Here is a 26635-nt window from a genome sequence, read left to right as displayed (position 1 = left end):
AAATACTTCAGGAGAGAGTAGAGCGGCCCCTGCCCGCCTTCAAGCGCCTGCGACGTTATTCGTCGCCGCGTTCTTTCCAACGTACCATCTGTCGCAGGATACCATGTAGCATCTGCACATCGGCACGCGTCAAAGGCATGCGCGACCACATGTTGCGCAGGTTGACTTTCATCCCCTCTGCCTTGGGTTCGGGGAAAAAGAACCCCGCCTCATCCAGACGCTCTTCATAGTGCCCGCTCAAGGCTTCGATTTCATTGTGGTTGGCCCAGACCGACTTGGCCATATCCACACGTTCGGCGTCCACCTCGACGGACTGGCGGCGCCATTCGTAGGCGGTCAACAACACACATTGCGCCAGATTGAGCGAGGCAAACTCGGGATTCACAGGCACATTGATAATCGCGTTGGCCTTGGCGATATCCTCGTTTTCAAGGCCGGCACGTTCCGGCCCAAACAACACCGCAACTTTCTGGCCTGCGGCGATCTTCTCGCGGGCCATTTCCATCGCGCGTTCGGGGGTCACAACGGGCTTGGTCAATCCACGTGCACGCGCCGTTGTGGCAAACACGTAATGGCAATCATCCAGCGCGTCTTCGACAGAGGATGTCAGCAAAGCTTCGTCCAGAAGACGCCCCGCCCCCGACGCCATGGCAATTGCCTTCTGGTTCGGCCAGCCGTCACGCGGTGCAACAATGCGCATCCGGTCGAGACCAAAGTTCCACATCGCGCGCGCCGCGCCTCCGATATTCTCGCCCATTTGCGGGCGCACCAGAACAAAAGCAGGTTGCGGGGTTCCACTTGGCATTGGCCACTCCATCATTCACGTCTGGCCGCTCATATCACCTCAGCCCTCAGAAAACACAAGCCAATGCCCTTCTTTTGGCTATAAATATCCCCGCCGGAGGCCTAAAATCATCTGGCAGAACCTCAAAAGGATGTCCCATGGCTTATGATGAAGGGCTCGCCACACTTTTGCGCGACGATCTGGCGGATCATTATGGTCTTTCCGAGAAACGCATGTTTGGCGGACTTTGCTTTCTGCTGCATGGCAATATGCTCTGTGGTGTGCACAAGGGCGGCGGCATGTTTCGCGTCGGAAAAGACAACGAGACCGAGGCTTTGGCAATCGAAGGGGCCCGCCCGATGGACTTTACGGGACGAAAGATGGGCGGCATGATTGACGTTGACGATGATCTCATGGCAGACGACGCGCGACGCGCTGCGGTTCTTTCCCTTGCACTCGATTTTGTGGCGCCGTTACCCGCAAAGTAGCCAATCCTGCAAAACCGCGTTATAGCGGCGCAACCCCTCTTTCCAAGGAGCCCGAAGATGGCCGAAACCGAGCTGCCCCAGATCTATCTCATCACCCCGCCCGAGATTGAACTCAGCCGGTTCCCCGACCAGCTTGGCAAGGTTCTCGACAGCACCGACATCGCCTGTGTCCGGCTGGCTTTGGCCACACGCGACGAAGACCGCATCAGCCGCGCGGCGGACGCATTGCGTGAAACCTGTCATGCGCGGGACGTGGCTTTGGTGATTTCGGAACATATCATGTTGTCCGAACGTCTTGGTCTTGATGGTGTGCACCTGACCGATGGGGCACGGTCCGTGCGCAAAACGCGCAAGGAACTGGGCGATGACGCGATTGTTGGCGCGTTCTGCGGTGCCTCTTCCCACGACGGGATGACGGCCGGTGAACTGGGATGTGACTACATCGCGTTCGGACCCGTCGGAAGCACACCTCTCGGGGATGGCACCGTCGCCGAAGCTGACCTCTTTGAATGGTGGTCGCAAATGATCGAAGTGCCCGTTGTCGCCGAAGGTGCTCTGGACATCGACATCATTCGCAAACTGTCCCCTTTCACCGATTTCTTCGGAATCGGCGAAGAAATCTGGCGCGCCGAAGATCCCGCAGCCAGACTGGCAGAATTGCGCGCGGCGTTCTGAACGCCTTGCGCGTCTCTTGCCAAGTTTTGCGTTTCGGGCGAGAAGCGATGCCATGACACATGATCCCGATATTCTTTGTATTGGCTCCGTCCTGTGGGACGTGATCGGTCGCGCCCCTGTTCATATGCGACAGGGGTCGGACGTGCCGGGCCGTATCACCCGCCTGCCGGGAGGGGTCGCGATGAACATCGCCATGACCCTTGCCCGCTTTGGCCTGCGCCCCGGGTTGTTGACGGCAATTGGACAGGACCCAGCCGGGCACGAACTCATCACTGCCTGTCGGGAACTGGGCATGGTCACGGACTATGTCTATCGCTCTCAGGACCTGCCCACAGACCAGTATATGGCCGTTGAAGGCGCCAATGGCCTGATCGCGGCCATTGCCGATGCGCATTCTCTGGAAGCCGCTGGTGACAAGATCCTGCACCCGCTGGTCAGTGGCATTTTGGGCAGCGCCTCGGACCCTTATGAAGGGTTCATCGCGCTGGATGGCAACCTGACCCAACGCCTTTTGGAAAATATCGCACAAAGCCCGCTGTTTGCGCGCGCCGATCTGCGCGTTGCGCCGGCCAGCCCCGGCAAGGCCACGCGCCTGATGCCCTTTTTGACCCATGACCGCGCGGTTCTTTATGTGAACCTCGAAGAAGCGGGACTTTTGTGTCAGACCACGTTTGAAACCTCGGCGGATGCGGCCTCTGGCCTGTTGGCGCGCGGCGCCCGTCGCGCCCTCGTCACGGATGGCGGAGAATCCGCCAGTGACGCCAGCGCAGACGGTGTCATCACCCAAAAACCGCCCTCTGTACTGGTCACGCGCGTCACTGGCGCGGGCGATACATTCATGGCTGCCCATATTGCCGCAGAAGTATCAGGCAGCGATCGAAACACCTCTCTGTCGCGCGCCCTTCATGCCGCCGCCACCTATGTTTCCGGAGGAAACGCACAATGAGCCTTGTCACCACCAGCCCAGAAGTGACCGAAGCCCTTGCCGCCGGACGTCCGGTTGTCGCGCTTGAAAGCACGATCATCACACATGGCATGCCTTGGCCGCAAAACCTTGAAATGGCGCGTAAAGTCGAAGCAACCATTCGCGCCAACGGGGCGACACCTGCCACTATTGCGGTCATCGGTGGCGCGCTGTTTGCCGGTCTGACCGATGCCCAGCTGGAAAATCTGGCCCAGACAAAAGACGCCGCCAAACTGTCACGTGCAGATCTGGCCGTGTGCATGGCCCAAGGCGGCACCGGCGCCACCACCGTTGCCGCCACCATGATTGCGGCGCGTCTGGCAGGCATTCATGTCTTTGCCACCGGCGGGATCGGCGGCGTTCACAAAGGCGCGGAAGAGACCTTTGATATTTCTGCCGACCTCAGCGAACTGGCCCAAACCGAGGTGACCGTGGTCGCAGCGGGCGCCAAAGCCATCCTCGACATTCCAAAAACGCTTGAAGTGCTGGAAACCAATGGCGTTCCGGTGATCGCCTATGGTCAGGACAGCATCCCCGCCTTCTGGTCCAGAGAATCCGATCTACAGGCGCCGTTGCGCATGGACACGGCAAAAGACATCGCCAGCGCCCATCTCTTGCGAGGCCAGATCGGCCTGCCCGGGGGACAGTTGGTTGCAAACCCGATTCCCCAAGAGGACGAAATCCCCGCAGCCGTTCTGGCGCCCATCATTGCTCAGGCCACGAAAGAGGCCGGCGAACAGGGTGTGAGCGGTAAAAAGGTAACGCCGTTTTTGCTGTCGCGTATCTTCGAGCTGACCGAGGGGCGCTCATTGGAGGCTAATATCGCGCTGGTGCTGAACAATGCGCGTCTTGCGTCGGAAATCGCCGTGGAAATCGCCAAACAATGCGAATAAGTGTCATTTGGTCACTGCAAGGTTGCAGCGGTGCTAGGTTACTCATAGGTAACACTTAAACACTCACGGACGTCCCATGACCTCGCCTTTTAACGAAGACCATCAGCACAAGAGACCCGGCCTGTTCTCAAGGCTCCGCTCGTCGTTCCTGACGGGTATTGTTGTGATCGCCCCTGTTGGCATGACGATCTGGCTGATCTGGACCCTGATCGGCTGGGTTGACGGTGTTGTGTTGCCTTTGGTGCCCAACCGGTTCCAGCCGGAACAGTATGTCGGCATCAACCTGCGCGGCGTGGGCGTGTTGTTTTTCCTGTTTTTCACGATTTTTATCGGCTGGATCGCAAAAGGTATCATCGGACGGTCCTTTATTGGGTTTGCCGAGAGCCTTGTGGATCGTATGCCCATCGTGCGGTCCATCTATTCCGGCGTAAAACAGATCGCCGAAACCGTTTTTGCGCAGACCGAGCGTAACTTCGAGAAAGCCTGCCTTGTGGAATATCCCCGCAAAGGCATCTGGGCGGTTGGCTTTATTTCGACCGAGGCCAAAGGCGAAGTCGACAAGCGCGCCCAGACCACGGGCAAGCTGATGGGTGTGTTTGTGCCCACCACGCCGAACCCCACATCGGGCTTTCTGCTGTTCTTTCCAAAAGACGATATCATCGAGCTGGATATGAGCATTGAAGACGCGGCCAAATTGGTGATCTCGGCAGGACTTGTGTATCCAAACTCCAAAGACCCGAGCCAACCACCCGAGGCGTGATCTTCAGCCGAACGTCGCCTGAAGATCCACCGTGCTGCGTTGACCCAAATCCTGTTTATGGGCCGTCAGGAAATCCGATGCGGCCTTGCGGCCCGCGTCTTTCAATTCTTTCAGGATATAGGGTGTCGGAACCGATTTCGTCGCAGATGACAGGTCGTTCATCAGCGCATCATCCGAGATCATATGCACCTTGACGTTTTTCATCTCGCCTTCGGCAAAGGCCCCCCGTTCGATCAGACGCTGCACAAAAGAAATCGCGCGCAGTTCGCCCAACAAGGCAGAGTTAAAGCTGATCTCGTTGATCCGGCTTTGGATTTGTTGTGGTGTTACCGGCTTTTCCGCACGCTCGATCGGGTTCAGGTTTATCACCACTATATCGTCTGGCAACTCTTTGTCGTACAACGGAAAAAGCGCAGGGTTGCCGGTGTATCCACCATCCCAATAGGCATCTTTCACACCTGTCTTGGGGTCTTCGATCTCGACCGCCTGAAACAAGGTTGGCAGACAGGCAGACGCCAGAATGACATCCGTCGTGATCTCGTCTCGCGTGAACACCCGCGCCTTGCCGGTGCGGACGTTTGTGGCACACACATAGAGCCGCGGACCGCTTTGAGAACACACGCCGGCATAGTTGAACGCATCGACCACAGGCCGCAGCGGGTTCTGATAAAAAGGTCCATAGGCATAGGGCGACACAAGCCGCGACATGGTTTCCCCCACAGAATAGGCAAACGAATACTCCAGCGCCCGCGCCACAGAGGCCGGACCAATACCCGTCATCCAGTTCATAAGGCGCGTGTCACCGACGGCCCCCATCCGGCTCCAGAGCGCCTCAAGATTGGTAAGCGCGCCTTCACGCCCCGCTTCAATCATGCCCGACTTTACCGCAGCGCCGTTCAACGCCCCCGCTGATGTGCCGGTCATACCCGCAATCTCGACATCCGGGTCCTGTAACAGCACCTCAAGCGCGCCCCAGGTAAAGGCCCCATGCGCACCGCCCCCTTGAAGGGCCAGATTGATCCGTTTTGGTTTTTTAGTCATCTTTGGTCTGCGCATCATAAAGGGCGATCAGGTCACTGACGCGAATACCGTCAATTGTCATATCGGTGATGTCAGCATCTCGAATGGCAAGCCCCCGCAGGTTGGCATTCGTGATCGTCACATCCGCCATGTTAACGTCGTGAAACCGCGCCTTGCTCAGATTGACATTCTCGACAGAAAGACCGCTGGCATTCACGTCTTCCAGCTTTGCCTCGATCAAATGGGCATCGCGAAATTCGGCGCCTTTGAGGCTCACGCGGGTAAAGCGCGAGCCACAGAGGTACATATTGTCGATTTCAAGCTTGTCCGTGCCAGCTTCGTTTTCGTGGCTCATAGAGCCGTCCATCCACCATCGACGCTGATTGTGGTGCCCGTGATTTGCGCCGCGGCATCCGAACACAGGAACACCGTTGTGCCCCCCAACTGTTCGACCGTGGCGAATTCTTTCGAAGGCTGACGTGTAAGCATCACGTTTTTCACCACATCTTCACGCGACATGTTGTATTCGCGCATGGTGTCGGGGATCTGGGCCTCGACCAGTGGCGTCAGGACATAGCCCGGGCAGATGGCGTTACAGGTGATCGGCTCTTGCGCGGTTTCAAGCGCAACTGTCTTGGACATGCCAACAACACCATGTTTCGCCGCGATATAGGCCGCCTTGTAGGGCGATGCGGTCAACCCGTGGGCCGACGCAATGTTGACGATTCTGCCCCAACCACGTTCGCGCATCACCGGCAGCGCAGCTGCCATGGTGTGAAAGGTCGAATTCATGTTGATCGCGATGATGGCATCCCATTTCTCGACAGGAAATTCGTCGATGGGGGCAACGTGTTGGATACCGGCGTTGTTCACAAGGATATCGCAGCCGCCGGCCTTGGTGATCAGATCGCGGCATTCATCGCCTTTGGACATGTCTGCTTTGACATATTGCGCGTCGACTCCGAACTCTTCCGCGATCGCGGCGGCCAATGCGTGATCTTCTTCACGATCGGTAAAAGAGTTCAGGACAACATTTGCGCCAGCGCGGGCCATTTCCCGGGCGATTCCCAGACCGATTCCCGAGTTTGAGCCAGTGATGATTGCGGATTTGCCTGCCAGTGTCATGAGAGTTCCTCTGCTTATACGAGTCCCGCGCACCATATCATGCTGCATCAGCAAAATAAGGGGGATCTACACTATTCACGTATTCTTACGTACAGATTGCAGGGCAAAAAAAAACGCCCGCGCAAGGCGGGCGTAAAGTTATTGAGGCAGGTTTCATACAGGCAAGAAACCTATCGAGCAGTGAGACCTTTATAAGCGTTACAGCGATAAGAGTCCAAGCTAAAAGTTTGATAAGGCTTGAATCCCCCGTTAGCTTACCCTCAATAAAAACAAGGCAGTGCAGGATTGTTTACACCATGACATCAGTATGTTTCCGCGATTTGGGGAAGGCTTTGGCGCTAACAAGCCTTATTTCTTTGGCTTCCCTCGCGTCGGCCGAGCCAAAACATGGCATCGCTATGTATGGGGACCCTGCTCTACCACAGGATTTTGTGTCTTTACCCTATGTAAACCCGGATGCGCCAAAGGGCGGGCGAATCGTCACCGGCAACACCGGCGGCTTCGATTCCCTGAACCCGTTTGTGTTGAAAGGCACCCCCCCGTGGCAATTGCGATCGCTGGCCTACGAATCCCTGCTGGGGCGCAATTGGGACGAACCTTTCGCACTTTACGGGCTTTTGGCCGAATCGATTGAGACCGGTCCGGATCGCGAATGGGTTGAATTCACCCTGCGCGAAGAGGCCCGATTCTCTGATGGCAAACCTGTCACGGTCGAGGATGTGATCTGGTCGTATGAAACGCTGGGCACCCAAGGGCACCCCCGCTATCTCGGTTTTTGGAGCAAGGTTGACGACATTCGTCAAACCGGACCGCGGTCTGTCAGGATCACGTTCAACACCGCTGATCGCGAACTGGCCCTGATCGCCGGTCTGCGTCCGATCCTGCAAAAGGCACAGTGGCAGGACAAGGATTTCACCGCCGCAACCCTAAGCGACATCCCCATCGGGACCGCCCCTTATGTGGTTGCCGATTTTGAACCCGGACGGCACGTGACGTTGCACCGCAACCCCGACTATTGGGGCAAGGACCTGCCCCTGCGACGCGGGATCGCCAACCTCGATGAGATCCGTATCGACTTTTATGGCGATGGCGACGTGATGTTCGAGGCCTTCAAAGCTGGCGCCCTCAGTTTTTTCCGCGAATTCAACGCCGAGGCCTGGGCGACGCGCTATGACTTTACCGCTGTCGCCAGTGGCGAAGTGGTGAAATCCGAAATACCACATCAAAAACCTTCGGGGATCACCGGACTGGCGATGAACACGCGCCGTGCGCCGTTTGACGATATTCGGGTACGTGACGCGCTCTTGCATGCCTTTAACTATGAATTCATCGCGGACACGCTCACCGGCGGGCGGCAGCCGCGCATTTCGTCCTTCTTCTCGGGCTCTTATCTGGCGATGTCAGACGGACCTGCTCCGGAAGGGGTTCAGGCGCTTCTGGAACCTTATGCTGATGATCTGGCGACTGATGCACTCGAGGCCTTTGCGCTGCCCACCACAGATGGAAGTGCGCGCAACAGACGCAACATGCGCACAGCCATGCAGCTTTTGACCGAGGCCGGATACGACGTCACCAACGGGGTGATGCACGGGCCGGATGGCACCCCCCTCACGTTTGAGGTGTTGCTGCGTCAGGGCGACAAACAAGATCAGGCCATTGTAGACATTTATCGCAAGGCACTCGAGAAACTGGGCATTTTCGTTACGGTCACGACTGTGGACAATGCGCAATACAATCAGCGCATCTCGGCTTTTGACTTTGATATGACTGACACGCGCCGCGCCCTGTCCCTTAGCCCCGGCAATGAACAACGCCTGTATTGGGGAAGCGAGGCGGCGGATCAAAGCGGGTCACGCAACCTTATGGGCATTGCGTCTCCGGCCGTGGATGCCATGATTTCAAACCTCACCACGGCAACCAGCCCCGAAGCCTTTGAAACAGCGGCTCAGGCGCTGGACCGCGTTTTGACAACGGGGCGCTATGTGATTCCGATCTGGACCTATGCCATCGGGCGCGTTGCCCATGACAGCACCCTGCACTTTCCTGAAACCTTGCCAATCTACGGCGACGGTGTGGAATGGCTGCCCGGCGTCTGGTGGTACGAGCCCCGCAAGGACTAGCACCGACCGCCGCGCGTTTCGCGCGGCTTGGCCCAACAGGATGCGGCCCAAAGGGCCAAAGACTGGCGGGAGCCCTAGCGCCTTTCCAGTTTCAACCAGATCCCGTCTTTGGACCGAACGGTAAGATAGGCCACAGGCACAGGTTCCGGCCCCACGGCGGTCACCTTGTAATGCTTGAGCAACATCGACAGGATCAGCGGCCCCTCGACCATGGCAAACCCCGCACCTGTACAGACACGCGCGCCTGCGGAAAACGGCATATAGGCCTCGCGCATACAGGTTTTGCCGTTTTCGGTTTCCCAACGTGCCGGATCAAACCCGTCCGGATTGTCCCACAACCGTTCGTGCCGGTGCAGGTGCCACGGTGACAAAACCATCTGGCCGCCTTTGGGAATATCCCGTTCACGGAACCTCTCGGGACAGGCATTCTGGCGCACCATCATCGGCACAGGCGGGTAAAGACGCAGCGCCTCGCGAAAGACATCGCGGCTGATCCGCAGGTGCCGCATGACCCCAAAGTCACAGGTCTCAAGACACTGGGCCTCTTGCGCGACTTTTTCCTGCCAGTCGGGATAGCGTGCCAACAGGTACAGCGTCCAGGCCAGAGCCGATGCGCTGGTTTCGTGCCCTGCCAAAAAGAAAATCGCCACCTGATCCACCATGTCTTCGGTCGAAAAGGTGTCGCCTGTCTCGGGATCCTGCGTTGTCATGATCTTGGTCGCGAGATCATCCGGCGCCGTTCCGGCTTTGATCTCCTGCATGCGGGCATCCGTCAGCTGTGTGATCAACGCACGGATCGACGCCGCCGCCTTGCGGGTGCGTTTTTTGTGAAACCGCGGAACCCAGTCCGGCAAGGGCAAAAAGGCGCCGACATTCAGAATGGGTTGCGTGCGCTGGTAATCGCGAAACTCTGTAAACACCCTGCCCGCTACGTCATGTTCGATCGGGATCGAGAACAAGGTGCGAAAGATCACATCTGCGGCGGCGTGGCTGGTCTCTGCCTCGATCTCGACCGTTTCGCCAACATGGCGGGACAAACGGCGCACCATCATCTCAGAGGCTTCCCACATCGCAGGAAAGGTATCGTGCAATCGCCCGCCCTCAAAGGCCGGATCAATGATGCGCCTTTGCTGTTTCCACACATCCCCGTTGGTCAGGAAAACCGAATTCCCCAACAACGGTCGCAGGCCTTCGCTGATCCGGCTGCTTTTGGGAAAGTCGTCCGGCCTGTCTTTGAGAACCGTTTTGACCAAATCCGGCTGGTTCAGCAGATAAGACCGAAAGAATGGCGTGCGAAATTCGGCCATCCACGCCTTGTAAAGGCGCGCAGGCTGGGCCGACAGGATATCCTGCCGAAACAGCTTGGCATATTTGACCAATGAGACCTTATCGGGCCGCGAGGCCGGTTTGGGGGGCAGATCCGTCACGAAGTCACACTCGTAAACTTGTTCACAGGCTTCTCGATGCGGCTTTTGGACGGCACGCGCCCCTCGTATCGTGCGGCCAATGTGGCCGGCCCTGCGGTAATGCGGAAATAGTCATAGTCGCCCGGTCTGTCGAAAGCGCACAGATACTGGAAATGCAGGCGGAAAAACCGCCAGCGCAGTTCTTTCCAGCGCGCCGGGCTCAGGGTTTGTGTGAAAGCCGCCGAAACGACCAAAGGCCATTTCTTGCCCGTGGCCGGCGCCACGCCAGAGACGCACACAGGATCGCACAAGGCAAAGGCGCAGCCGTCTCCGGGTGCGGTGACATCGATCCATGTGATATCATTCCGCTGGCACAGGTCTTGCAGATCTTTGCGCAACCAATGGGCCTCGGGCAGAAATGACACCATTGGCACCACCTGCCCCAGCGACAGAAAGGACAACGCGGGGCCATCCTCTGGCACACGCCCAGACCGGATCAGATCAGCAAGGATCGACACTCCCAGATGCGCGCCTGACGAATGCCCGATGACCAGAACCTCGTCCACGTCGCTTTGTAATGCCGCAGCGATCACATCCCCAAATTCGGCCAGTCGCGCTTCTAGTTCGGGCGGATTGGCCCCTTTCGAGCGCGCCGAATAGGCATAGTCATGCATCAGGTAATAGGCAAAGAACTTGCCGTCGCGTTTGCGAAACCAGTTCAGCACCAATGGCACCATCACCAGCCCGACCCAAGCAGTCCATGCAGGTAAGGTCATCGCCAAAAGCTGTCCGATTCCATAGGCCGAGACACAGGCGATGACCAATTGGAGCAACAAGAAGAGAACCGGATAAAGTGCTGCAATCACGGGACCTTTTCGCAAACGCATCAGACGCCACAGCGCGCCGGATGCAATATAGGCCCATGCCGTACGCACCAGTTGGGCATAGGTCGCCACGATCCCTTGCGCCATGCTGTCCCGCACGATATCGGACCAGACCAGAACTTCGAAATCGGCGTCCACTTTGCCGCCCTCGATATGTCCGGTGACATGCCAGCCATACCGCCCTTTGGTCTGTTTGGGTTTGAGATCAATCTCGTATCTAGAGAGTTCCGCCTGCGCGGCCCCTTCTTTGCGATACAATTCGCGATATCTGCGTGGATGAATGGGATCATATCCGGGAATATAGAAAACCCGGCGCCGGTGAACCTGATTATGTGCGCGTTGGCCCATCTGCTTACCTCGTCTTGCCGCCTAGACTAGCGGTCCTTTCCGGCCGAAGTAAGACAAAAGCGCGCCCCGATTGGCGCGCGCTTCAAAAATCCGAAACTCTGGGTGGGTCTAGCCCAATGTTGCCAGCATCGGGAAGGCTTCCAACAGCCAATAGGAAAACGCCGAGAACCCACCGGTGAGCATCAAAAGGCCGATGGTCCACAGCAAAAGCCCCATCACGCGTTCGATCTGTTCCATATGGCGTTTCATCCATCCCATCAGCCCTCCCAGACGTGGCAGGAATGCAGCGACCAGAATGAACGGAATGCCAAGGCCCGCGGCATAAACCGCCAGCAACAACGTTCCCTTGGCCAAAGAGGCTTCTCCGGCAGCCAGAGACAGAATCGCTCCCAGTTGCGGGCCGATACAGGGCGTCCAGCCAAACGCAAAGGCCAATCCAAGGATATAGGCCCCGAAAGACGACCCGCCCTGATCCCCGACATCCATCCGCGCTTCCCGATCAAGAAACCCGATCCGGTAGATGCCGATAAAATGCGCGCCAAAGATCATCACCACCACGCCTGCAATGGTGTTGAACCAGCCCTGATAGGCCAAAAACAGCGTACCAACCGCCGAGGCCGCAAAGCCGAGGAAAAGAAAAACCGTCGACAGACCCAGCACAAAGAACAGGGCCGGCACAATCGCCTTTTTGCCGCCGGTTCCGCTTTCAGACAATTCCGTAACGCTGACCCCGCTCATATAGGCAAGGTAGGGCGGCACAATCGGCAAGACGCAGGGGCTCAAAAAGGACACAACCCCGGCAAAAAGTGCCACGAACATTGCAGGTAACAGGCCTGCGTCGATGATCTCGATTCCAAACATAATTCTGCATTACGCCAATCGAACACAAAGGTCACGGGTCAGAGGTGTCACATCTTTGTAGACACCCCCTGGCATCGCGCATATGTGAACAGCATGACCCAAGATCTCGATGCCATCGGCCTTCTTTGCCCGCTGCCTGTGCTGAAACTGCGCAAGCGTCTCAAAGCGTTGTCACCCGGAGACCGGATTCGCCTGCTGGCGGATGATCCTGCCGCCATCGTGGATGTTCCCCATTTTTGCAATGAAAGCGGGCACGTTCTTGTAGAGGCATCTGATCAGGGCGGCACGCTGACCTTCCTTGTGGAAAAAAGCGCCTGACACCCCGCACCGGTGTGGCATCATGCCGGTCCTGACATCCTCCAATTCGTCCTGCAATAAATCAACCGGATCGCTTAGGTGGTTGATCTGTCCGTGTGCTCGCGGCATGCGCCAAAAGAAAAGGCCGGGGGTCGATCCCCCGGCCTTTTCTGCATTTCCTTGGTCAGGATCAGCGACCCATCGACCACCACCCCTTGCGTTTCGGCTTGGGTGGAGCTGCGGGTTCTTCCGCGATGGGGGGAACCTCGGCAACGATCTCGGCTGCAACAGGTTCGGGTACCGGCGCTGTCTTGATCTCTTCTGCTGGCGCTTCTGCAACGGGCGCTTCAGCTTCCACCTCTGGCTCAGCCGCAACTGGCGCAGTTTCCGCTACGGGCTCGGCAGCGACCGGTTCGGCGACCACAGCAGCCTCGACGGGCACTTCAACAGCCTTTTCCGCCACAGGCTCGGCTTCTGATTGCGGTGAGGGCTCGTTCTGCGAAGGCGTTTCCGGGGCTGCATCCTCAGCTACGGGTGCTGGTGTTGCATTTCCTTCAGAAGCGGCGTCTTCCGTCTTCTTGGAACGTGACCGTTTGCGAGACCGCGACCGGGTCCGGCGCGGCTTCTTCTCGCCCTCTTCTGCGGGGGCGGTTTCTGCCTGCTCTTCTGCGGGTGCCTTGGCGTCTGTTGCCGCTGCCGCATCCGCGTTTTCACCTTCGGACTGTGTTTCAACAGATCCGTTTTCATCCTGATTTGCACCACCCCGACGACGACGACGACGACGGCGGCGCTTTTTGGGCTTGGCTTCCGTGTCTTCTACTTCGGGGGTTTCCGGCGCTGCGACGGCTTCAACTTCGGTCTCGACCTCTTCCGCTTCGCCATCAATCGCATCCATCAGCGACGTGTCGACCGACACAACCGCTGCTGTCGGTTCTGCAACAACCCGTGTGGCGGTCTTGAACTTTTCAAGCGTGAAATCAGGCGACACCAGATGCGTGTCACATTCAATCCGCACCGAAAGACCATAGCGGGATTCGATTTGTGCGACGTGCTCGCGTTTCTGGTTCATGATGTAGTTGCCGATCGCGACCGGACATTTCACCAGAACTTCGCGGCTGCGACGGCGCGTGCCTTCTTCTTCGATCTGACGCAGGATCGACAGCGCAAGGTTGTCGTCCGAACGGATCAGACCTGTTCCGTGACACGACGGGCACGGCTGTGTTGTTGCCTCGATCATACCCGGGCGCAAACGCTGACGGCTCATTTCCATCAGACCAAAGCCAGAAATCCGTCCCACCTGAATGCGGGCGCGGTCTGTCTTCAACTTATCTTTCATGCGCTTTTCGACAGCGGCGTTGTTCTTGCGCTCGTCCATGTCGATAAAGTCGATCACGATCAGACCGGCCAGATCGCGCAGACGCAGTTGACGGGCCACTTCTTCGGCCGCCTCAAGGTTGGTCTTGAGAGCGGTCTCTTCGATCGAGCCCTCTTTGGTCGCACGACCAGAGTTCACATCGATTGCAACCAGTGCTTCGGTTACGCCGATCACAATATAGCCGCCAGATTTCAGCTGGACCGTCGGGTTGAACATGCCCGACAAATAGCTTTCGACCTGATACCGCGCCAACAAGGGCAGCGCGTCGGTGTATTGTTTCACGTTTTTCGAATGCGACGGCATGATCATTTTCATGAAGTCTTTGGCGGTGCGGTATCCGCGTTCGCCTTCGACCAGAACTTCATCAATCTCGCGGTTATAAAGATCGCGGATCGACCGTTTGATCAGGTCGCCCTCTTCATAGATCTTGGCTGGCGCGATGGATTTCAGCGTCAGTTCACGAATTTGTTCCCACATGCGTTGCAGGTATTCATAGTCGCGCTTGATTTCCGCCTTGGTGCGTTTTGCACCTGCTGTGCGGATGATCAGACCAGCCCCCGAGGGCACATCGATTTCAGACGCGATTTCCTTGAGCTTCTTGCGATCCGGCGCATTGGTGATTTTGCGTGAAATGCCACCACCGCGCGCGGTGTTTGGCATCAGAACACAATACCGCCCTGCCAAAGACAGATAGGTCGTCAGAGCAGCGCCTTTGTTGCCGCGCTCTTCCTTGACCACCTGAACCAGCATGATCTGGCGAACCTTGATCACTTCCTGAATTTTGTAACGACGTGGACGCGGCTTGCGTGGCGGACGGATGTCATCGCTGTCATCTTCGTCGGCGACGGATTCAATGCTTTCGTCCTTGGAAGACGCATCGGCGCGCTTGGGCTTGTCCGAGTCGTCATCTGATGCCTCGGTCTCGGCTTGTTCGTCCGCAACCTCAGAAGGTTTGTCTTCGTCTTTTTGTGCGTCTTTCGCTGGCGCTTCGGCTTCGACCTCTGCCGGAGCTTCTGCGGCGTCTTCTGCAGGCGCTTCTTCAACGACCTCTACAGGGGCAGCCTCAGCAGTGTCTTCAACCGGAGCGGCCTCTTCTGCAGCGACATCGTCGGCCTTCTTCTCAGAAGCTGGCGCATCGCCGTCCGTTTGGGTTTCCTCGCCTGTGGCGGGATCAAGCGAAACCGTTGGGTCTTCGCCTTCGGTCGCCATCGCCATTGTTTTACCGGTATCATCGCCATCTTTTTTGGCAACGTCGGTCTCGTCTTCTACTGCGGCTTCTTCAGCGGGCGCCGCATCTTCAGCAGCCGCAACTTCGGCGACTTCCGGGGCAGCTTCGGCAGTGTCTTCAGCTTCTGCAACCTCGGGGGCGGCGTCAGCGTTGTCCTCTGCAGCGGTTTCAACCGGCGCAGTTTCTTCTTCAACAGCCTCGGCGGTTTCAACCGGTTCCGCAGGTGTTTCCACAGTCTCGGCGGGCATGTCTTCGGCGACAACAGTTTCTTCCGCAACGGGTTCTTCCGTTGCAGTTTCTTCAACTGCGACCTCTTCTACGGGTTCTTCCACCGGTGTTTCCGACACCAGTTCCATTGGCGACAAGCCTTCGGTGCCTTCGCCGGCATCGTCGAGATCAATGGTCTCCATGCCTTCGATCTGCGACTCTTCTACAACCGCAGGTGCCTCTGCTTGTTTGGCCTTGGGCTTGCGTGTCCGTGACCGGCGACGCTTGGGCTTTTCTTTTTCTTCGTCCTCGTCGCGGGCTTTCATCGCATCCGCGTAGGCGCGTTCTTCTTCCATCAGAGCTTCGCGGTCAGCGACCGGAATCTGGTAATAGTCCGGATGAATCTCGGAAAACGCGAGGAACCCATGCCGGTTCCCGCCGTAATCTACAAAAGCCGCCTGAAGCGATGGTTCTACGCGCGTTACTTTTGCGAGGTAGATGTTTCCTGCAAGCTGTCGCTTGTTTTCGGATTCAAAGTCGAATTCCTCAACCTTGTTTCCGTCGACCACCACAACGCGGGTTTCTTCCGCGTGGGTGGCATCAATGAGCATTTTCTTTGCCATGTTGTCCGTTTTATGCACCCGCGCAATCGCCGACGCCCTGGTGGGGCGTTGAGGTTGGGTTGCAGGGGGTGTCTTGTCAGGGCGAAGTCGTGCGCGCGGCCAAGAGGGCCGCTTGCGGCCTCTTCTCGGTCTAACAATTTGATCGCGCGCGTCATCGCGTTTCTTCTCCGACACACGAGCGGTTCGTTCGCCACCCGGTGTCTATTGCATGCCCTCCGCCTTGGCGGTGCGGGCGTCTCTCTGGCCCCTTTACAGGGACCCAATCGGTCTGGGCATGTCGTCGGGCCATTGTGGCCATCAGCGTTCCATGCACCAGCGAAACTCTCAAAGGCAGTCTCAACACGGACTACCACTGGCTTACATAAAACCAGCATTTGGGAAATTACAATGGCAAAAGCTCTGACCCTACGAAAACGCATGGTGAAAGCGCATGTTTTTGGTACTTCACAGGTCAATTAGTAATGGGAGCGCGGAAAACCGCCTCTGGGCGCGCCCTCTTTTCGCGAAAGCGCCCGCCTTTCGCCACGCCGGATCATGGCCGTCATCCCGGACTATCGCGTGCAGTTCCCTGCAATCCAGTCGGGTTCCTGCAGCCCCAAGATCACACCAGATCACGCAGCGAACACATGGAATTGAATCGCTGTTGAACAAGGACGCTGCTAGCGGACGGCACCACTCAAAATTCGGAGCCCCACATGCAACCAATTGCAATTTTAGGAATTTTCACCCTGATTATCGCGGCGAGCCTTTGGGCAGCGCCAAGACAGGTGAGCGTCACGGGCTTTTTCGGAGGAACATCCGAAACGGGTGCCGCACCCGGATTGTGGACGCTGGTTCTCAGCCAGGTCACAACATGGATCTTTGCCCGCTCTCTTATGAATGCAGCCATTCTGGGGTACTTCTATGGGTTCGCAGGGGTGCTGGCCTATGCAGCCTACTATGGATCGTTCCTGACCGGCGGGTTTGTTGTGATGCGTCTGCGCGCAGCCGGCGCCGGATCGGTGCAGGACTGGCTTGGCACGCGTTTTGGCACGATGGGCACAGGATGCTACAACCTGATTATCGCCCTCAGACTGCTGTCAGAAGTTTTTGCCAATCTGATTGTTGTCGGGCTGATTTTTGCCGCCGTGTTTCCCGAATATGCCAGCTTTAGCAACATGGCGATGATGCTGGTTGGTCTTTTGGCGCTGGGGTATTCCACATGGGGTGGCCTGAGCGCCGCCCTGCGCACGGATGTGATGCAAATGGTTTTGTTTCTGGTTGTCTTTGTCGCCGCCTTCATTGCGTTGGTGATCAGTCCTAACTTTGACTTCGCGGCAACAGTGACTGCCCAAGGGGTGTCAGGTGCCCACAACGGATGGGTTCTGTTGCTTGTGGCGTTCCTTCAGGTGTTCTCTTATCCGGTGCATGATCCCGTCATGATGGATCGTGGATTTCTCAGCGATGAAAAAACCACCCGCGACAGCTTTATCCATGCCTTCTGGATTTCGTCCCTCTGCATCATTGCCTTTGGCTTTTTCGGTATTCAGGCCGCCCTGCAAGGGGCGAGCTATGAGACCCAACTGATTGGCACATGGGCCGAAATCCTGCCGGCATGGGTATTTGTAGCCCTGATGGTATCGCTTCTCGTGTCGGCCCTGTCGACGCTGGATTCCGCCCTGTCTTCGGCTGCGCGTCTTGTGGTGGAAGAACTGAACTTTGCCTCGCGCAGCCTTGTTGGCGGTCGCCTTGCGATGGCGGCGTTTGCCGCGCTTGGGGCGGCCCTGACCCTGACCGGTAGTCAAAGCCTGTTTGACGCTGTTGCCGTTTCGGGCACAGCATCGATGTTTCTGACACCTGTGCTGGTTGTCGGACTGATTGGATCCCGCCAGATTGCGCCATGGGCCTATCTGGTCAGCTTTGGCGCGGCCACATTGGGCGCTGCGGCCTATTTCCTGCGGGACACGCAATGGGTCTCGGCCCTGCTTTATGACGGGCACAAATACGAGCAGCTTTTGCAAATCTGCATAGTGGTTCTTCTGGTCGGCTTTGGTGCGGTGTTGAGCGGCGCGTCACGGAAACAGGAAACATCACAGACCTGATCCAAAAGCACGCGACCCAAGAAAAAACCCACCATCGAGAAATGCTCTCGCTGGTGGGTCTGTTTACAAAACAGGTACTTAAGAAGCGTCAGAGGTAATCCGCGCGCGCCAACCCGTACTTTGCCATTTTCTCGTTCAAGGTCCGACGTGGCAGGCAAAGTTCTTCCATCACCGACGCGATCGACCCGCGATGACGCCGCATGGTGTTATCGATCAACATCCGTTCAAACGCCTCGACATACTCTTTCAACGGCTTGCCTTCTGTTGTCATCACAGGCTGCATTTCGTCATGGTCACTCATCAGCAACGACGCGATTGTGCCCTCTCCCCGACGGCTTTGAAGTACCGCGCGTTCCGCGAGATTGATCAGCTGGCGTACATTGCCCGGCCAGGGGGCCTGAAGCAACTGAGCGGCTTCCTGTGCGCTGACCTTGGGCGCGTCACAGCCGTAGTCGTCGGCAAACTGTTCAGACAACCGCGTAAACAGCGTCAGGATATCTTCACCACGCTGGCGCAACGGCGGAACCGTAATCTTCAACGCGGCCAACCGGTAATAGAGGTCCGACCGAAGGGCATCCTCGCAGGTGCGATCCTGTTCCTGCATATTGGAAATCGCGATGATGCGCGTCTCTGCCGGTGTGCCTTGTTCGTTGATCACATTCAGCAATCGGGCCTGTGTCGCATCACTCAGGGACTCGATATCCTCAAGCACCAGAGTGCCGCCTCTGGCCTCTTCGATGGCCGGCAATTGCGTGTCTTCCGGCAACATGGGCCCGAACAGACGCTTGGACAGGGCATCTTCTTCGAAGGCGCCACAGCTGACCAACACGAATTTTTTGCCAGCGCGGCTTCCCACAGCATGCAGCGCGTAAGACACGAGCGTTTTGCCAGTGCCAGTTTCGCCGTCAATCAAGACGTGACCATCCGCCTGCCCCAGATCCAGAATGTCCTCTTTCAGACGCTCCATAGCCGGGCTGGCTCCGATCAGCTTTTTCATCAACTGGCCGCCATCGGACAATTCGCGACGCAGGGCGCGGCTGTCCATTGTCATACGGCGCGCCACGGTCGCCTTTTTGGCAAGCTGGCTCATCCGGTCGGGGTTGAACGGTTTTTCGAGAAAATCAAACGCCCCCACACGCATCGCTTCAACCGCCATGGGCACATCGCCATGACCGGTGATCATGATCACAGGCAAGGCGCTGTCTGATCCCATCAGTTTTTTGAGGAACTGCATTCCGTCCATGCCCGGCATTTTGATGTCAGAAATGACAATGCCCGGATACTCAGGGCCCAAAACCTTGAGCGCGTCTTCCGCGCTGGCAAAGGTTTCCGTGTCATAGCCCGACAAGGCAAGCCATTGGCTTATTGACTGGCGCATGTCCTGCTCGTCATCCACGATGGCGATCTTCATACCTTGGGCCATGTCAAATTACTCCGCTGCTTCAATGTCTTCACTCAAGATAGGAAGCTGAACTTCGAATACAGCCCCCCTGTCGTGCCCGTTGCGCGCGGTAAGCCGCCCGCCAAGGTCGCTCACGATCCCCGAAGAAATCGCAAGTCCAAGCCCTACCCCGTCACCGGGTTGCTTGGTGGTAAAAAATGGTTCGAACAGATCATCCAGATTTTCAATTCCCGGCCCGTTGTCACGCACCGTAAGCGTCGCCGTTTCACCGGCGGCGAGAAGAATTTCAATCTCTGGATCACTTTGCCCATCAGTTGCATCCAGCGCATTCCGCAAAAGGTTGATGATCACCTGCTCGATGCGCACGCGGTCACCCATAACGCGCACGGCATCATCGGGCACAATCCGGCTAATCCGCACCTGACGCTGGCGCAACTGGGGTTCCATCATCGACAGGGCCGAAACCAGGGCTTCGCCCATTTCAACGGGCCTGAAATCATCGCCACCCTTACGGGCATAGGATTTCAGCTGTTTCGTGATGGCGCCCATGCGCTCGATCAGATCATCAATCCGCTGGAACGAAGACAGAGCTTCGTCGGGCCGGTTGCGTTGCAGCAACAACCGCGCGCCTGCCAAATAGGTTTTCATCGCCGCCAATGGCTGGTTCAATTCGTGGCTGACGGCTGCGGACATCTCGCCCAAGGCCGCCAGTTTCGAGCTTTGCGCAAGGGATTGCTCGGCCACGGCAAGGCTTTCCTGCATCCGCTCCCGCTCTGCGATTTCGCGCTGAAGCCGCAGGTTCAGGGCCCGCAAACCAGCTGTCTCGCGCTGAAACAAGGCCATCCGGAGGGCATTCTTGCGGCCCAACAGGTAAAACGCCAAAGCCAGCAAAATCGCAAAACCCATGATCTCTAGCGCCAGAACGGCATTCACGCGCTCTCGGACGCTGGCATAGGTGGTAAACGAGGTCATCCGCCAGCCCCGAAACGGGATGCGGGCAACCTCTCGCATCACGCCTTCGCCCTGGATATAAGCGTCCGCAGGAAGCGCCGTCCAATCGCTGGTGGCTTGGATCGCACGCTCGATTGCCCCGTCGGCGGGCTGACGGGCCAAGGCCGCATCTTCTGTCAGGCCCCGCCAGCGCGGCTCGGTCGACAGGATGATCGTGCCTTCGCTATCGGTGACAAAAACCGCATCCGAAATCCCCGCCCATGCGCGTTCGAACTTTTGCAGGTCCACCTCAACCGCGATGACCCCGATCACCTGTCCCTGGTTGTCCAGTCGCCGCGCATAGGTAAAGTGATAGGCTCCGGTGTCCTGTCGCTCGACTGAAAACACCGTAGCATTTGCGCGCAAAGCATTGATAAAGAAATCACTTTTCCGATGACTGGACCCAAGCTTGGTCCGTTCTGTGGCAGCGACCGTCCGGCCGTCCGCATCCAGCAGCATCAACGACGCCGCGCCAATTTCATCCACAAAGGAAATCAAACGCGCGGTGGATTGGGAAAAATCGCCGGAATTCAAAGCGCCGATCAGGGCCGGATCGCGGGCCAGAAGCTGGGGCACGATGGCGTTGCGGCGCAATTCGGATTGCAGGTTCCCAGAATACAACGCCAACCGAAGCTCTGCGCGGTTACGGGTGTTTTGGGTAAAGCGGTCTGTCAGAAAAGAGTTCGTGACCCAGATGGTCCCTACGGCAACCGCAAAGACAATCAGCATGGCCAAACGAACCCGCCAATTGCTGGGGGCGTCGGCATCTGAGGCCTGAGTCACAAGGGGCAGCTGTTCGCTCATAGAGTCAGATTACGCCGCCCCCGCGGGGGTCACAAGTCAGGCTGTCGCCAGTTGGTCCACCAACGAGCGGAACATTGCCACACCATCGGTGCCGCCGTGCCCTTCGTCCGCTGCACGCTCGGGGTGTGGCATCATGCCAAGAACGCGCTGGTTCTTGGAAACCACACCGGCGATATCGGCAACCGACCCGTTGGGATTGTCTGTATAGGTAAAGGCAATCCGGCCCTCGTCACGCAGCTGAGCCAGCTTTTCGTCAGAGACGAAATAGTTGCCATCATGGTGCGCAATCGGAACGTTGATCACCTGCCCTGCATCATATTGCGACGTAAAGGCCGTGTTGGTGGCCTCAACCTTGAGGCCAACGGTGCGACAGATGTATTTCAGGTTAGCATTGCGGCGCAGCGCGCCCGGCAAAATACCTGTCTCGGTCAAAATCTGGAAACCGTTACACACCCCAAGCGCATAACCGCCGCGCTCGGTATGGGCGATCAGCGATTTGCAGATAGGTGAATTTGCGGCAATGGCCCCACAGCGCAGATAGTCCCCAAAGGAAAACCCGCCGGGAACCCCGACAATGTCCAACCCTTCGGGCAACGCGGTGTCCTTGTGCCACACCATGGTGACGTCCATGCCCGCCTGTTCAAACGCAACCGCAAGATCGCGGTCACAGTTGGAACCCGGGAATACAATGACGGCCGCCTTCATTACAGCAGCTCCACACGGTAGCTTTCGATCACTGTGTTCGCGAGCAGCTTTTCGCACATCTCGGTCACAGTGTCTTCGGTGCTGCCCTCGGCCAGATCAAGCTCGATGATCTTGCCCTGACGCACGCCTTCAACGCCGTCAAATCCAAGGCTGCCAAGCGCGTGGCGCACGGCCTCGCCCTGCGGATCCAGAACACCGTTTTTCAGCATCACGTACACACGTGCTTTCATGTCTTTTTCTCCGAGTTGAAGAAGAACCGCATCATTGGTGTCTTCTCTCTACATAAATCCTGTGCGCCGCGCCCGTTCCGGAACGCGACAGTCTTAGTTTACCAATGTCGGCTTGGGGCCGGTACCTTTGGGCATAACGCCCAGACGACGGGCCACTTCGGCATATGCGTCGGTCAGGTTTCCCAGATCCCGGCGGAAGACGTCCTTGTCCAGCTTCTGACCGGTTTCCATATCCCAAAGGCGGCAGCTGTCGGGGCTGATTTCGTCCGCAACAACCAGACGCTGGAAGTCGCCGTCATAAACGCGGCCGATCTCGATTTTGAAATCGATCAGCTTGATACCGACGCCATACATCACACCCGACAGGAAATCATTCACGCGCAGCGCAAGACCCAGAACGTCGTCCATGTCCTGTTGGCTGGCCCATCCAAAGGCGGCGATATATTCTTCCGGCACCAGAGGATCGCCAAGACTGTCGTCTTTATAGCTGTATTCAACGATGGGGCGCGGCAGCTGTGTGCCCTCTTCGATGCCCATACGTTTGCTGATCGACCCTGCGGCAAAGTTCCGCACGATCACTTCCAGCGGAATAATTTCGCAAGAGCGCACCAGCTGCTCGCGCATATTCAGACGCTTCAAAAAGTGTGTCGGCACGCCAATCTGGTTCAAACCGGTCATGAAATATTCGCTCAGGCGGTTGTTCAACGCGCCCTTGCCGTCAATCACGTCTTTCTTTTCGGCATTGAATGCGGTGGCATCATCCTTGAAATACTGAACAATCGTCCCGGGTTCCGGGCCTTCGAACAAAATCTTGGCTTTGCCTTCGTAAATCTTTTTACCACGCGCCATGGGGTCTCTTTCCTGTGCCGCGGGGCCGAGTCCCCGCTGTCTGGCGCTCTCTTAATCCATGGGCGGCATTGTCGCAAGCGTGCCCAGCCCCCTTGCGGCAATGCGATCACCTGTGCATACAGGGTTCAACGCCAACATTTGCAAGGGATTCCGCAGATGACCACCTTTGACGATCGCGAAAACGCATTCGAAGCCAAGTTTGCTCACGATGAAGAAATGAACTTCAAAGCCGATGCACGCGCCAACAAACTGTTGGGCCTGTGGGCTGCCGAGACACTCGGCAAGACCGGCGCAGACGCAGACGAATATGCCAAAACCGTTGTAATTGCCGACTTCGAAGAAGCCGGACACGAAGATGTTGTCCGCAAAGTTGCGGCAGATCTGGAAGGCAAATCCACAGCAGACGAAATTCGCGCAAAACGCGCAGAGCTTCTGGCTGTTGCCAAAGACCAGATCATGAAAGAAGCCTGATCCGGCTTTTTACACTCTGATCACGAAAAACGCGCAGGAGTCCCCTCCTGCGCGTTTTGTCTATTCCGGACATCGGCCACGGCCACCGGGCCCCGTAGAATTTCCTTTGCCAACCTGTTGGAACCCAAAGGCACAAACAGCGCCTTTCCCCTTATCTTGTGTATTCTTGGGATTTGTCGAACCCGCCTGATGCGCCGTCAGCGGTTGCTTGCTTCATAAAGACTATGAGGAAAATGCGCATTGTGCCTTTTGCACGGGCATGACACATGTGCGGCAAACACCATATATTCATGATAATCTTGCGAAGGAGAGCCAAATGACCAACGCGCTGACCAAAATGCTGGAAACCCGCGACTGGATCCTGGCCGATGGCGCCACTGGCACCAACCTGTTCAACATGGGTCTTGAGGCGGGTGATGCGCCGGAACTGTGGAACGAAACGCACCCGGATCGCATCAAGAAGCTGTATCAGGGCTTTGTCGATAGCGGTTCCGATCTGTTCCTGACCAACTCGTTTGGCGGAAACTCGGCGCGCCTGAAGCTGCACAATGCCGGCCACCGCGCGCGTGAATTGTCGCGCATCGCAGCCGAACTTGGTCGTGATGTGGCCGATCGCGCAAACCGTCCCATCGTTGTTGGCGCATCTGTCGGGCCAACCGGTGAGATCCTTGAACCTGTTGGCGCACTGTCGCACGCCGCCGCGGTCGAGATTTTCCATGAACAGGCCGAAGGTCTCAAAGAAGGCGGCGCTGACGTTTTGTGGCTCGAGACGATCTCGGCCCCCGAAGAATACAAAGCCGCTGCCGAAGCGTTTGCCTTGGCGGATATGCCATGGTGCGGCACGATGAGCTTTGACACCGCTGGGCGCACAATGATGGGCATGACGTCTCAGGACATGGCCCAGATGGTCGAAGGCCTTCCAAATCCTCCGATCGCTTTTGGCGCCAACTGCGGCACCGGCGCGCCAGACCTGTTGCGCACGGTTCTCGGATTCGCGGCGCAAGGTAACGAACGCCCGATCATCGCCAAGGGCAATGCCGGCATTCCCAAATATGTCGACGGTCACATCCACTATGACGGGACGCCAGAACTGATGGCGGATTACGCCGTGATGGCCCGCGATTGTGGCGCAACCATCATTGGCGGCTGCTGTGGTACGAAACCCGAGCACCTGATCGCCATGCGTGCCGCGCTGGAAACCCGTCCACGGGGACCACGTCCGACACTGGATCAGATCACCGAAACACTGGGCGCTTTTTCCTCTGCCAATGACGGCACCGGAGAAGACTCGGCGGCCCCCGCCCGTCGCAATCGCCGTCGTCGCGGTTAAGACTGCCTTAAAATCATGCAACAAAGGGCCGGATGCGTTGCGTCCGGCCTTTTTCGTTGCGACGGATCGGAGCAATTTGACATAGATCAGTGCCCCCGGTGTTTAGCCCCGCCCACACTCTTGGTGTCTGATCCGTCTTGCGGCCCAATCGCTGTTCGAACGGGTCTCTTGAAACCATGTCACGATAACTCCGAAAGGAAACCAAAATGAGTATCCTGTTCGAAAAACTGACCCCTGCGGCACGCGATATTGCCGAGGCCAAACTGCGTGAAGAGGGCATTCTCGCGCCCGATGCGCCGCTGGAATATGCTTTCGAGGTTCTTCCGTCCGAGCGTACCGCGCTTGAAATTGCCCGCGACAGTTTTGATTCCAAAATCGCCGCCTGCAAAGACGACGTCTGCCTCGCGGATATGGCGATTGCCAAGGCGCGCCGTGTGCATAAAGAAGTTATGGCCCTGCAAAGCTGAACCCGATGCACGCCCCCTGCCCGCCGGTTCGCGCCGGTGGCGTTCGGGTCTGACGTGTCCACGCATTGTGCGCGCTAGAACAACGCCAGCTGATCCCCTTTGGACAATGGCGGACAAAACAGGTCTGTGTTCAAAGGCGGCAACGTCGCGACGAGGTTCTGGGCGCGCATGGCACGTTTGAACCGCAATGCGATCATCTCTGCATAGTGCCCCTCGCCGCGCATGCGTTTGCCCCAGTCGGCACGATAATCTTCTCCGCCATGCATTTCGCGGACCCGTGCCATGACCCGCTTGGCCCGATCCGGAAAATGCGTGTCCAGCCATTCGCGAAACAGGGGCGACACTTCAAGCGGCAACCGCAGCATGATCCAGCTTGCCGCCCGTGCGCCCGCAGCGGCACTTGCCCCCAAAAGCGCCTCGATCTCGATGTCGGTGATCGCAGGCACTACCGGCGCCATCATGACCCGCACCGGGATACCCGCATCCGCCAAACGGCGAACGGTTGTCAGACGCCGCGCCGGTGCCGGTACACGGGGCTCCATCGCGCGAGACACATCAGGATCAAGCGTTGTGATCGATATCCCGACATGCACAAGATTGCGGCGGGCCATGCGCACCAGAACATCGATGTCACGTTCGATTAACGTCCCTTTGGTCACGATACCAACAGGGTGCTGAAAACGTTCAAGCACCTCAAGACATGCGCGCCAGATCCCCTGTTCCTTTTCGACCGGCTGATAGGGATCTGTGTTTGTGCCTACCGCAAGGGTGCCCACGTCATACCCTTTGCGCCGCAAGGCTTTGTCCAACAGGGCCGCCGCATTGGGCCGTCCGATCAGGCGTGTTTCAAAATCAAGTCCCGCAGAAAGCCCGAGATAGCTGTGGGTTGGACGCGCAAAACAATAGACACACCCGTGTTCGCATCCCCGATACGGATTCAGGGACCGATCAAACGGCACATCGGGGGATGTGTTGCGCGTGATGATGGTTTTGGCCGGCTCCAGACGCAGTTCGGTCTTGAACGCGGGGCGGTCAAAAGGGATGTCCCAGCCATCTGATTCTTCGACTCGGGCCAGATCAAACCGACCTGCCTGATTGCTGAGCGCGCCGCGCCCGCGACGCCTTTCCTTTTCAATTTTCGAAGATTCACAGTTTTGCATGCCGCAACACTGGAACAAATGAAGAACAAATGCAACGAACCTCATCTCTTCCATGAAGAAGTTTCACTCCACGAGAAATATTTTCCTC

Annotated in this window: 25 protein-coding genes; 11 read left to right on the top strand and 14 right to left on the bottom strand. The window is 57.5% G+C overall.

Annotated features, from left to right (window positions below; genetic code table 11):
• Nucleotides 1-55: 55 nt before the first annotated feature.
• A complete protein-coding gene (locus PH7735_RS07915; RefSeq protein ID WP_058311199.1) occupies nt 56-805 on the bottom strand; it encodes an RNA methyltransferase in 750 nt (249 codons plus the stop codon).
• A 137-nt stretch (nt 806-942) separates the two neighbouring features.
• Here PH7735_RS07915 and PH7735_RS07910 point away from each other — a divergent pair, with 137 nt between their 5' ends.
• From PH7735_RS07910 to PH7735_RS07890, 5 genes are all read left to right on the top strand, one after another.
• Nucleotides 943-1272, top strand: a complete 330-nt coding sequence (locus PH7735_RS07910) for a TfoX/Sxy family protein (RefSeq protein WP_058310717.1) — start codon at nt 943-945, stop codon at nt 1270-1272.
• Nucleotides 1273-1329: 57 nt separating this feature from the next.
• Nucleotides 1330-1947 (top strand): thiamine phosphate synthase, encoded by a 618-nt coding sequence (locus tag PH7735_RS07905; protein WP_058310716.1) that lies wholly within the window; start codon nt 1330-1332, stop codon nt 1945-1947.
• Nucleotides 1948-1999: 52 nt separating this feature from the next.
• Nucleotides 2000-2893 carry a PfkB family carbohydrate kinase gene (locus tag PH7735_RS07900; protein ID WP_058310715.1) on the top strand — a complete coding sequence of 298 codons (894 nt, stop codon included), beginning with the start codon at nt 2000-2002 and terminating at the stop codon, nt 2891-2893.
• The gene (locus tag PH7735_RS07895; protein ID WP_058310714.1) at nt 2890-3804 is read left to right on the top strand and encodes a pseudouridine-5'-phosphate glycosidase; all 915 of its coding nucleotides are present in this window, start codon (nt 2890-2892) and stop codon (nt 3802-3804) included. Before PH7735_RS07900 ends, PH7735_RS07895 begins: the two co-directional genes overlap by 4 nt.
• A 76-nt stretch (nt 3805-3880) precedes the next feature.
• On the top strand, nt 3881-4564 hold the full coding sequence (locus PH7735_RS07890; RefSeq protein ID WP_058310713.1) for a DUF502 domain-containing protein: 684 nt from the start codon (nt 3881-3883) through the stop codon (nt 4562-4564).
• A 3-nt stretch (nt 4565-4567) separates the two neighbouring features.
• Here the strand turns inward: PH7735_RS07890 and PH7735_RS07885 are convergent, their stop codons facing one another.
• From PH7735_RS07885 to PH7735_RS07875, 3 genes are read right to left on the bottom strand one after another with little or no spacing between them, the layout of a single operon-like run.
• Nucleotides 4568-5605, bottom strand: a complete 1038-nt coding sequence (locus tag PH7735_RS07885) for a patatin-like phospholipase family protein (protein WP_058310712.1) — start codon at nt 5603-5605, stop codon at nt 4568-4570.
• Entirely contained in the window at nt 5598-5939 is a 342-nt protein-coding gene (locus PH7735_RS07880) for a pentapeptide repeat-containing protein (RefSeq protein WP_058310711.1), read from the bottom strand. Before PH7735_RS07880 ends, PH7735_RS07885 begins: the two co-directional genes overlap by 8 nt.
• Nucleotides 5936-6709 carry a 3-hydroxybutyrate dehydrogenase gene (locus PH7735_RS07875; RefSeq protein ID WP_058310710.1) on the bottom strand — a complete coding sequence of 258 codons (774 nt, stop codon included), beginning with the start codon at nt 6707-6709 and terminating at the stop codon, nt 5936-5938. Before PH7735_RS07875 ends, PH7735_RS07880 begins: the two co-directional genes overlap by 4 nt.
• Before the next feature lie 296 nt (nt 6710-7005).
• Here PH7735_RS07875 and PH7735_RS07870 point away from each other — a divergent pair, with 296 nt between their 5' ends.
• Nucleotides 7006-8829: an extracellular solute-binding protein gene (locus tag PH7735_RS07870; protein WP_058310709.1), complete on the top strand. Its 1824-nt coding sequence runs from the start codon at nt 7006-7008 to the stop codon at nt 8827-8829.
• A 74-nt stretch (nt 8830-8903) separates the two neighbouring features.
• Here PH7735_RS07870 and PH7735_RS07865 read toward each other — a convergent pair whose 3' ends face one another.
• The 3 genes from PH7735_RS07865 to PH7735_RS07855 all read right to left on the bottom strand — a co-directional run bounded on the left by PH7735_RS07865 (nt 8904) and on the right by PH7735_RS07855 (nt 12328).
• Nucleotides 8904-10256, bottom strand: a complete 1353-nt coding sequence (locus tag PH7735_RS07865; protein WP_058310708.1) for a cytochrome P450 — start codon at nt 10254-10256, stop codon at nt 8904-8906.
• Nucleotides 10253-11467, bottom strand: coding sequence for a hypothetical protein (locus tag PH7735_RS07860; protein ID WP_058310707.1), 1215 nt, complete (start codon nt 11465-11467; stop codon nt 10253-10255). The genes PH7735_RS07865 and PH7735_RS07860 overlap by 4 nt, the downstream gene beginning before the upstream one ends.
• Nucleotides 11468-11575: 108 nt before the next feature.
• On the bottom strand, nt 11576-12328 hold the full coding sequence (locus PH7735_RS07855) for a cytochrome c biogenesis CcdA family protein (protein ID WP_058310706.1): 753 nt from the start codon (nt 12326-12328) through the stop codon (nt 11576-11578).
• Between the two features lie 93 nt (nt 12329-12421).
• Between PH7735_RS07855 and PH7735_RS07850 the strand changes: the two genes are divergently transcribed.
• Nucleotides 12422-12646 carry a sulfurtransferase TusA family protein gene (locus PH7735_RS07850; RefSeq protein WP_058310705.1) on the top strand — a complete coding sequence of 75 codons (225 nt, stop codon included), beginning with the start codon at nt 12422-12424 and terminating at the stop codon, nt 12644-12646.
• A gap of 169 nt (nt 12647-12815) precedes the next feature.
• Here PH7735_RS07850 and PH7735_RS07845 read toward each other — a convergent pair whose 3' ends face one another.
• A complete protein-coding gene (locus PH7735_RS07845) occupies nt 12816-16058 on the bottom strand; it encodes an Rne/Rng family ribonuclease (protein WP_058310704.1) in 3243 nt (1080 codons plus the stop codon).
• Nucleotides 16059-16753: 695 nt separating this feature from the next.
• Here PH7735_RS07845 and PH7735_RS07840 point away from each other — a divergent pair.
• Nucleotides 16754-18139, top strand: coding sequence for an SLC5/6 family protein (locus tag PH7735_RS07840; RefSeq protein WP_058310703.1), 1386 nt, complete (start codon nt 16754-16756; stop codon nt 18137-18139).
• Nucleotides 18140-18227: 88 nt separating this feature from the next.
• Here PH7735_RS07840 and PH7735_RS07835 read toward each other — a convergent pair whose 3' ends face one another.
• From PH7735_RS07835 to purC, 5 genes are all read right to left on the bottom strand, one after another.
• The gene (locus PH7735_RS07835) at nt 18228-19562 is read right to left on the bottom strand and encodes a sigma-54-dependent transcriptional regulator (RefSeq protein ID WP_058310702.1); all 1335 of its coding nucleotides are present in this window, start codon (nt 19560-19562) and stop codon (nt 18228-18230) included.
• Between the two features lie 6 nt (nt 19563-19568).
• Nucleotides 19569-21335, bottom strand: coding sequence for a sensor histidine kinase (locus tag PH7735_RS07830; RefSeq protein ID WP_058310701.1), 1767 nt, complete (start codon nt 21333-21335; stop codon nt 19569-19571).
• Nucleotides 21336-21371: 36 nt separating this feature from the next.
• Nucleotides 21372-22040 (bottom strand): phosphoribosylformylglycinamidine synthase subunit PurQ, encoded by a 669-nt coding sequence (gene purQ, locus PH7735_RS07825; protein WP_058310700.1) that lies wholly within the window; start codon nt 22038-22040, stop codon nt 21372-21374.
• Complete coding sequence (purS, locus tag PH7735_RS07820; protein ID WP_058310699.1) at nt 22040-22270, bottom strand: phosphoribosylformylglycinamidine synthase subunit PurS; 231 nt, start codon at nt 22268-22270, stop codon at nt 22040-22042. The genes purQ and purS overlap by 1 nt, the downstream gene beginning before the upstream one ends.
• Before the next feature lie 93 nt (nt 22271-22363).
• Nucleotides 22364-23119, bottom strand: a complete 756-nt coding sequence (gene purC / locus PH7735_RS07815; RefSeq protein WP_058310698.1) for a phosphoribosylaminoimidazolesuccinocarboxamide synthase — start codon at nt 23117-23119, stop codon at nt 22364-22366.
• Nucleotides 23120-23275: 156 nt separating this feature from the next.
• Here purC and PH7735_RS07810 point away from each other — a divergent pair, with 156 nt between their 5' ends.
• From PH7735_RS07810 to PH7735_RS07800, 3 genes are all read left to right on the top strand, one after another.
• Nucleotides 23276-23590 carry a DUF1476 domain-containing protein gene (locus PH7735_RS07810; protein ID WP_058310697.1) on the top strand — a complete coding sequence of 105 codons (315 nt, stop codon included), beginning with the start codon at nt 23276-23278 and terminating at the stop codon, nt 23588-23590.
• Nucleotides 23591-23906: 316 nt separating this feature from the next.
• Complete coding sequence (gene bmt, locus PH7735_RS07805; RefSeq protein WP_058311198.1) at nt 23907-24920, top strand: betaine--homocysteine S-methyltransferase; 1014 nt, start codon at nt 23907-23909, stop codon at nt 24918-24920.
• Nucleotides 24921-25126: 206 nt separating this feature from the next.
• On the top strand, nt 25127-25387 hold the full coding sequence (locus PH7735_RS07800) for a hypothetical protein (RefSeq protein WP_058310696.1): 261 nt from the start codon (nt 25127-25129) through the stop codon (nt 25385-25387).
• Nucleotides 25388-25461: 74 nt separating this feature from the next.
• Here the strand turns inward: PH7735_RS07800 and PH7735_RS07795 are convergent, their stop codons facing one another.
• On the bottom strand, nt 25462-26547 hold the full coding sequence (locus PH7735_RS07795) for a PA0069 family radical SAM protein (RefSeq protein WP_058311197.1): 1086 nt from the start codon (nt 26545-26547) through the stop codon (nt 25462-25464).
• Nucleotides 26548-26635 lie beyond the last annotated feature (88 nt).

The organism is Shimia thalassica (assembly GCF_001458215.1).
GTDB lineage: Bacteria > Pseudomonadota > Alphaproteobacteria > Rhodobacterales > Rhodobacteraceae > Shimia > Shimia thalassica.
This window is presented reverse-complemented; position numbering and strand designations above follow the sequence as displayed.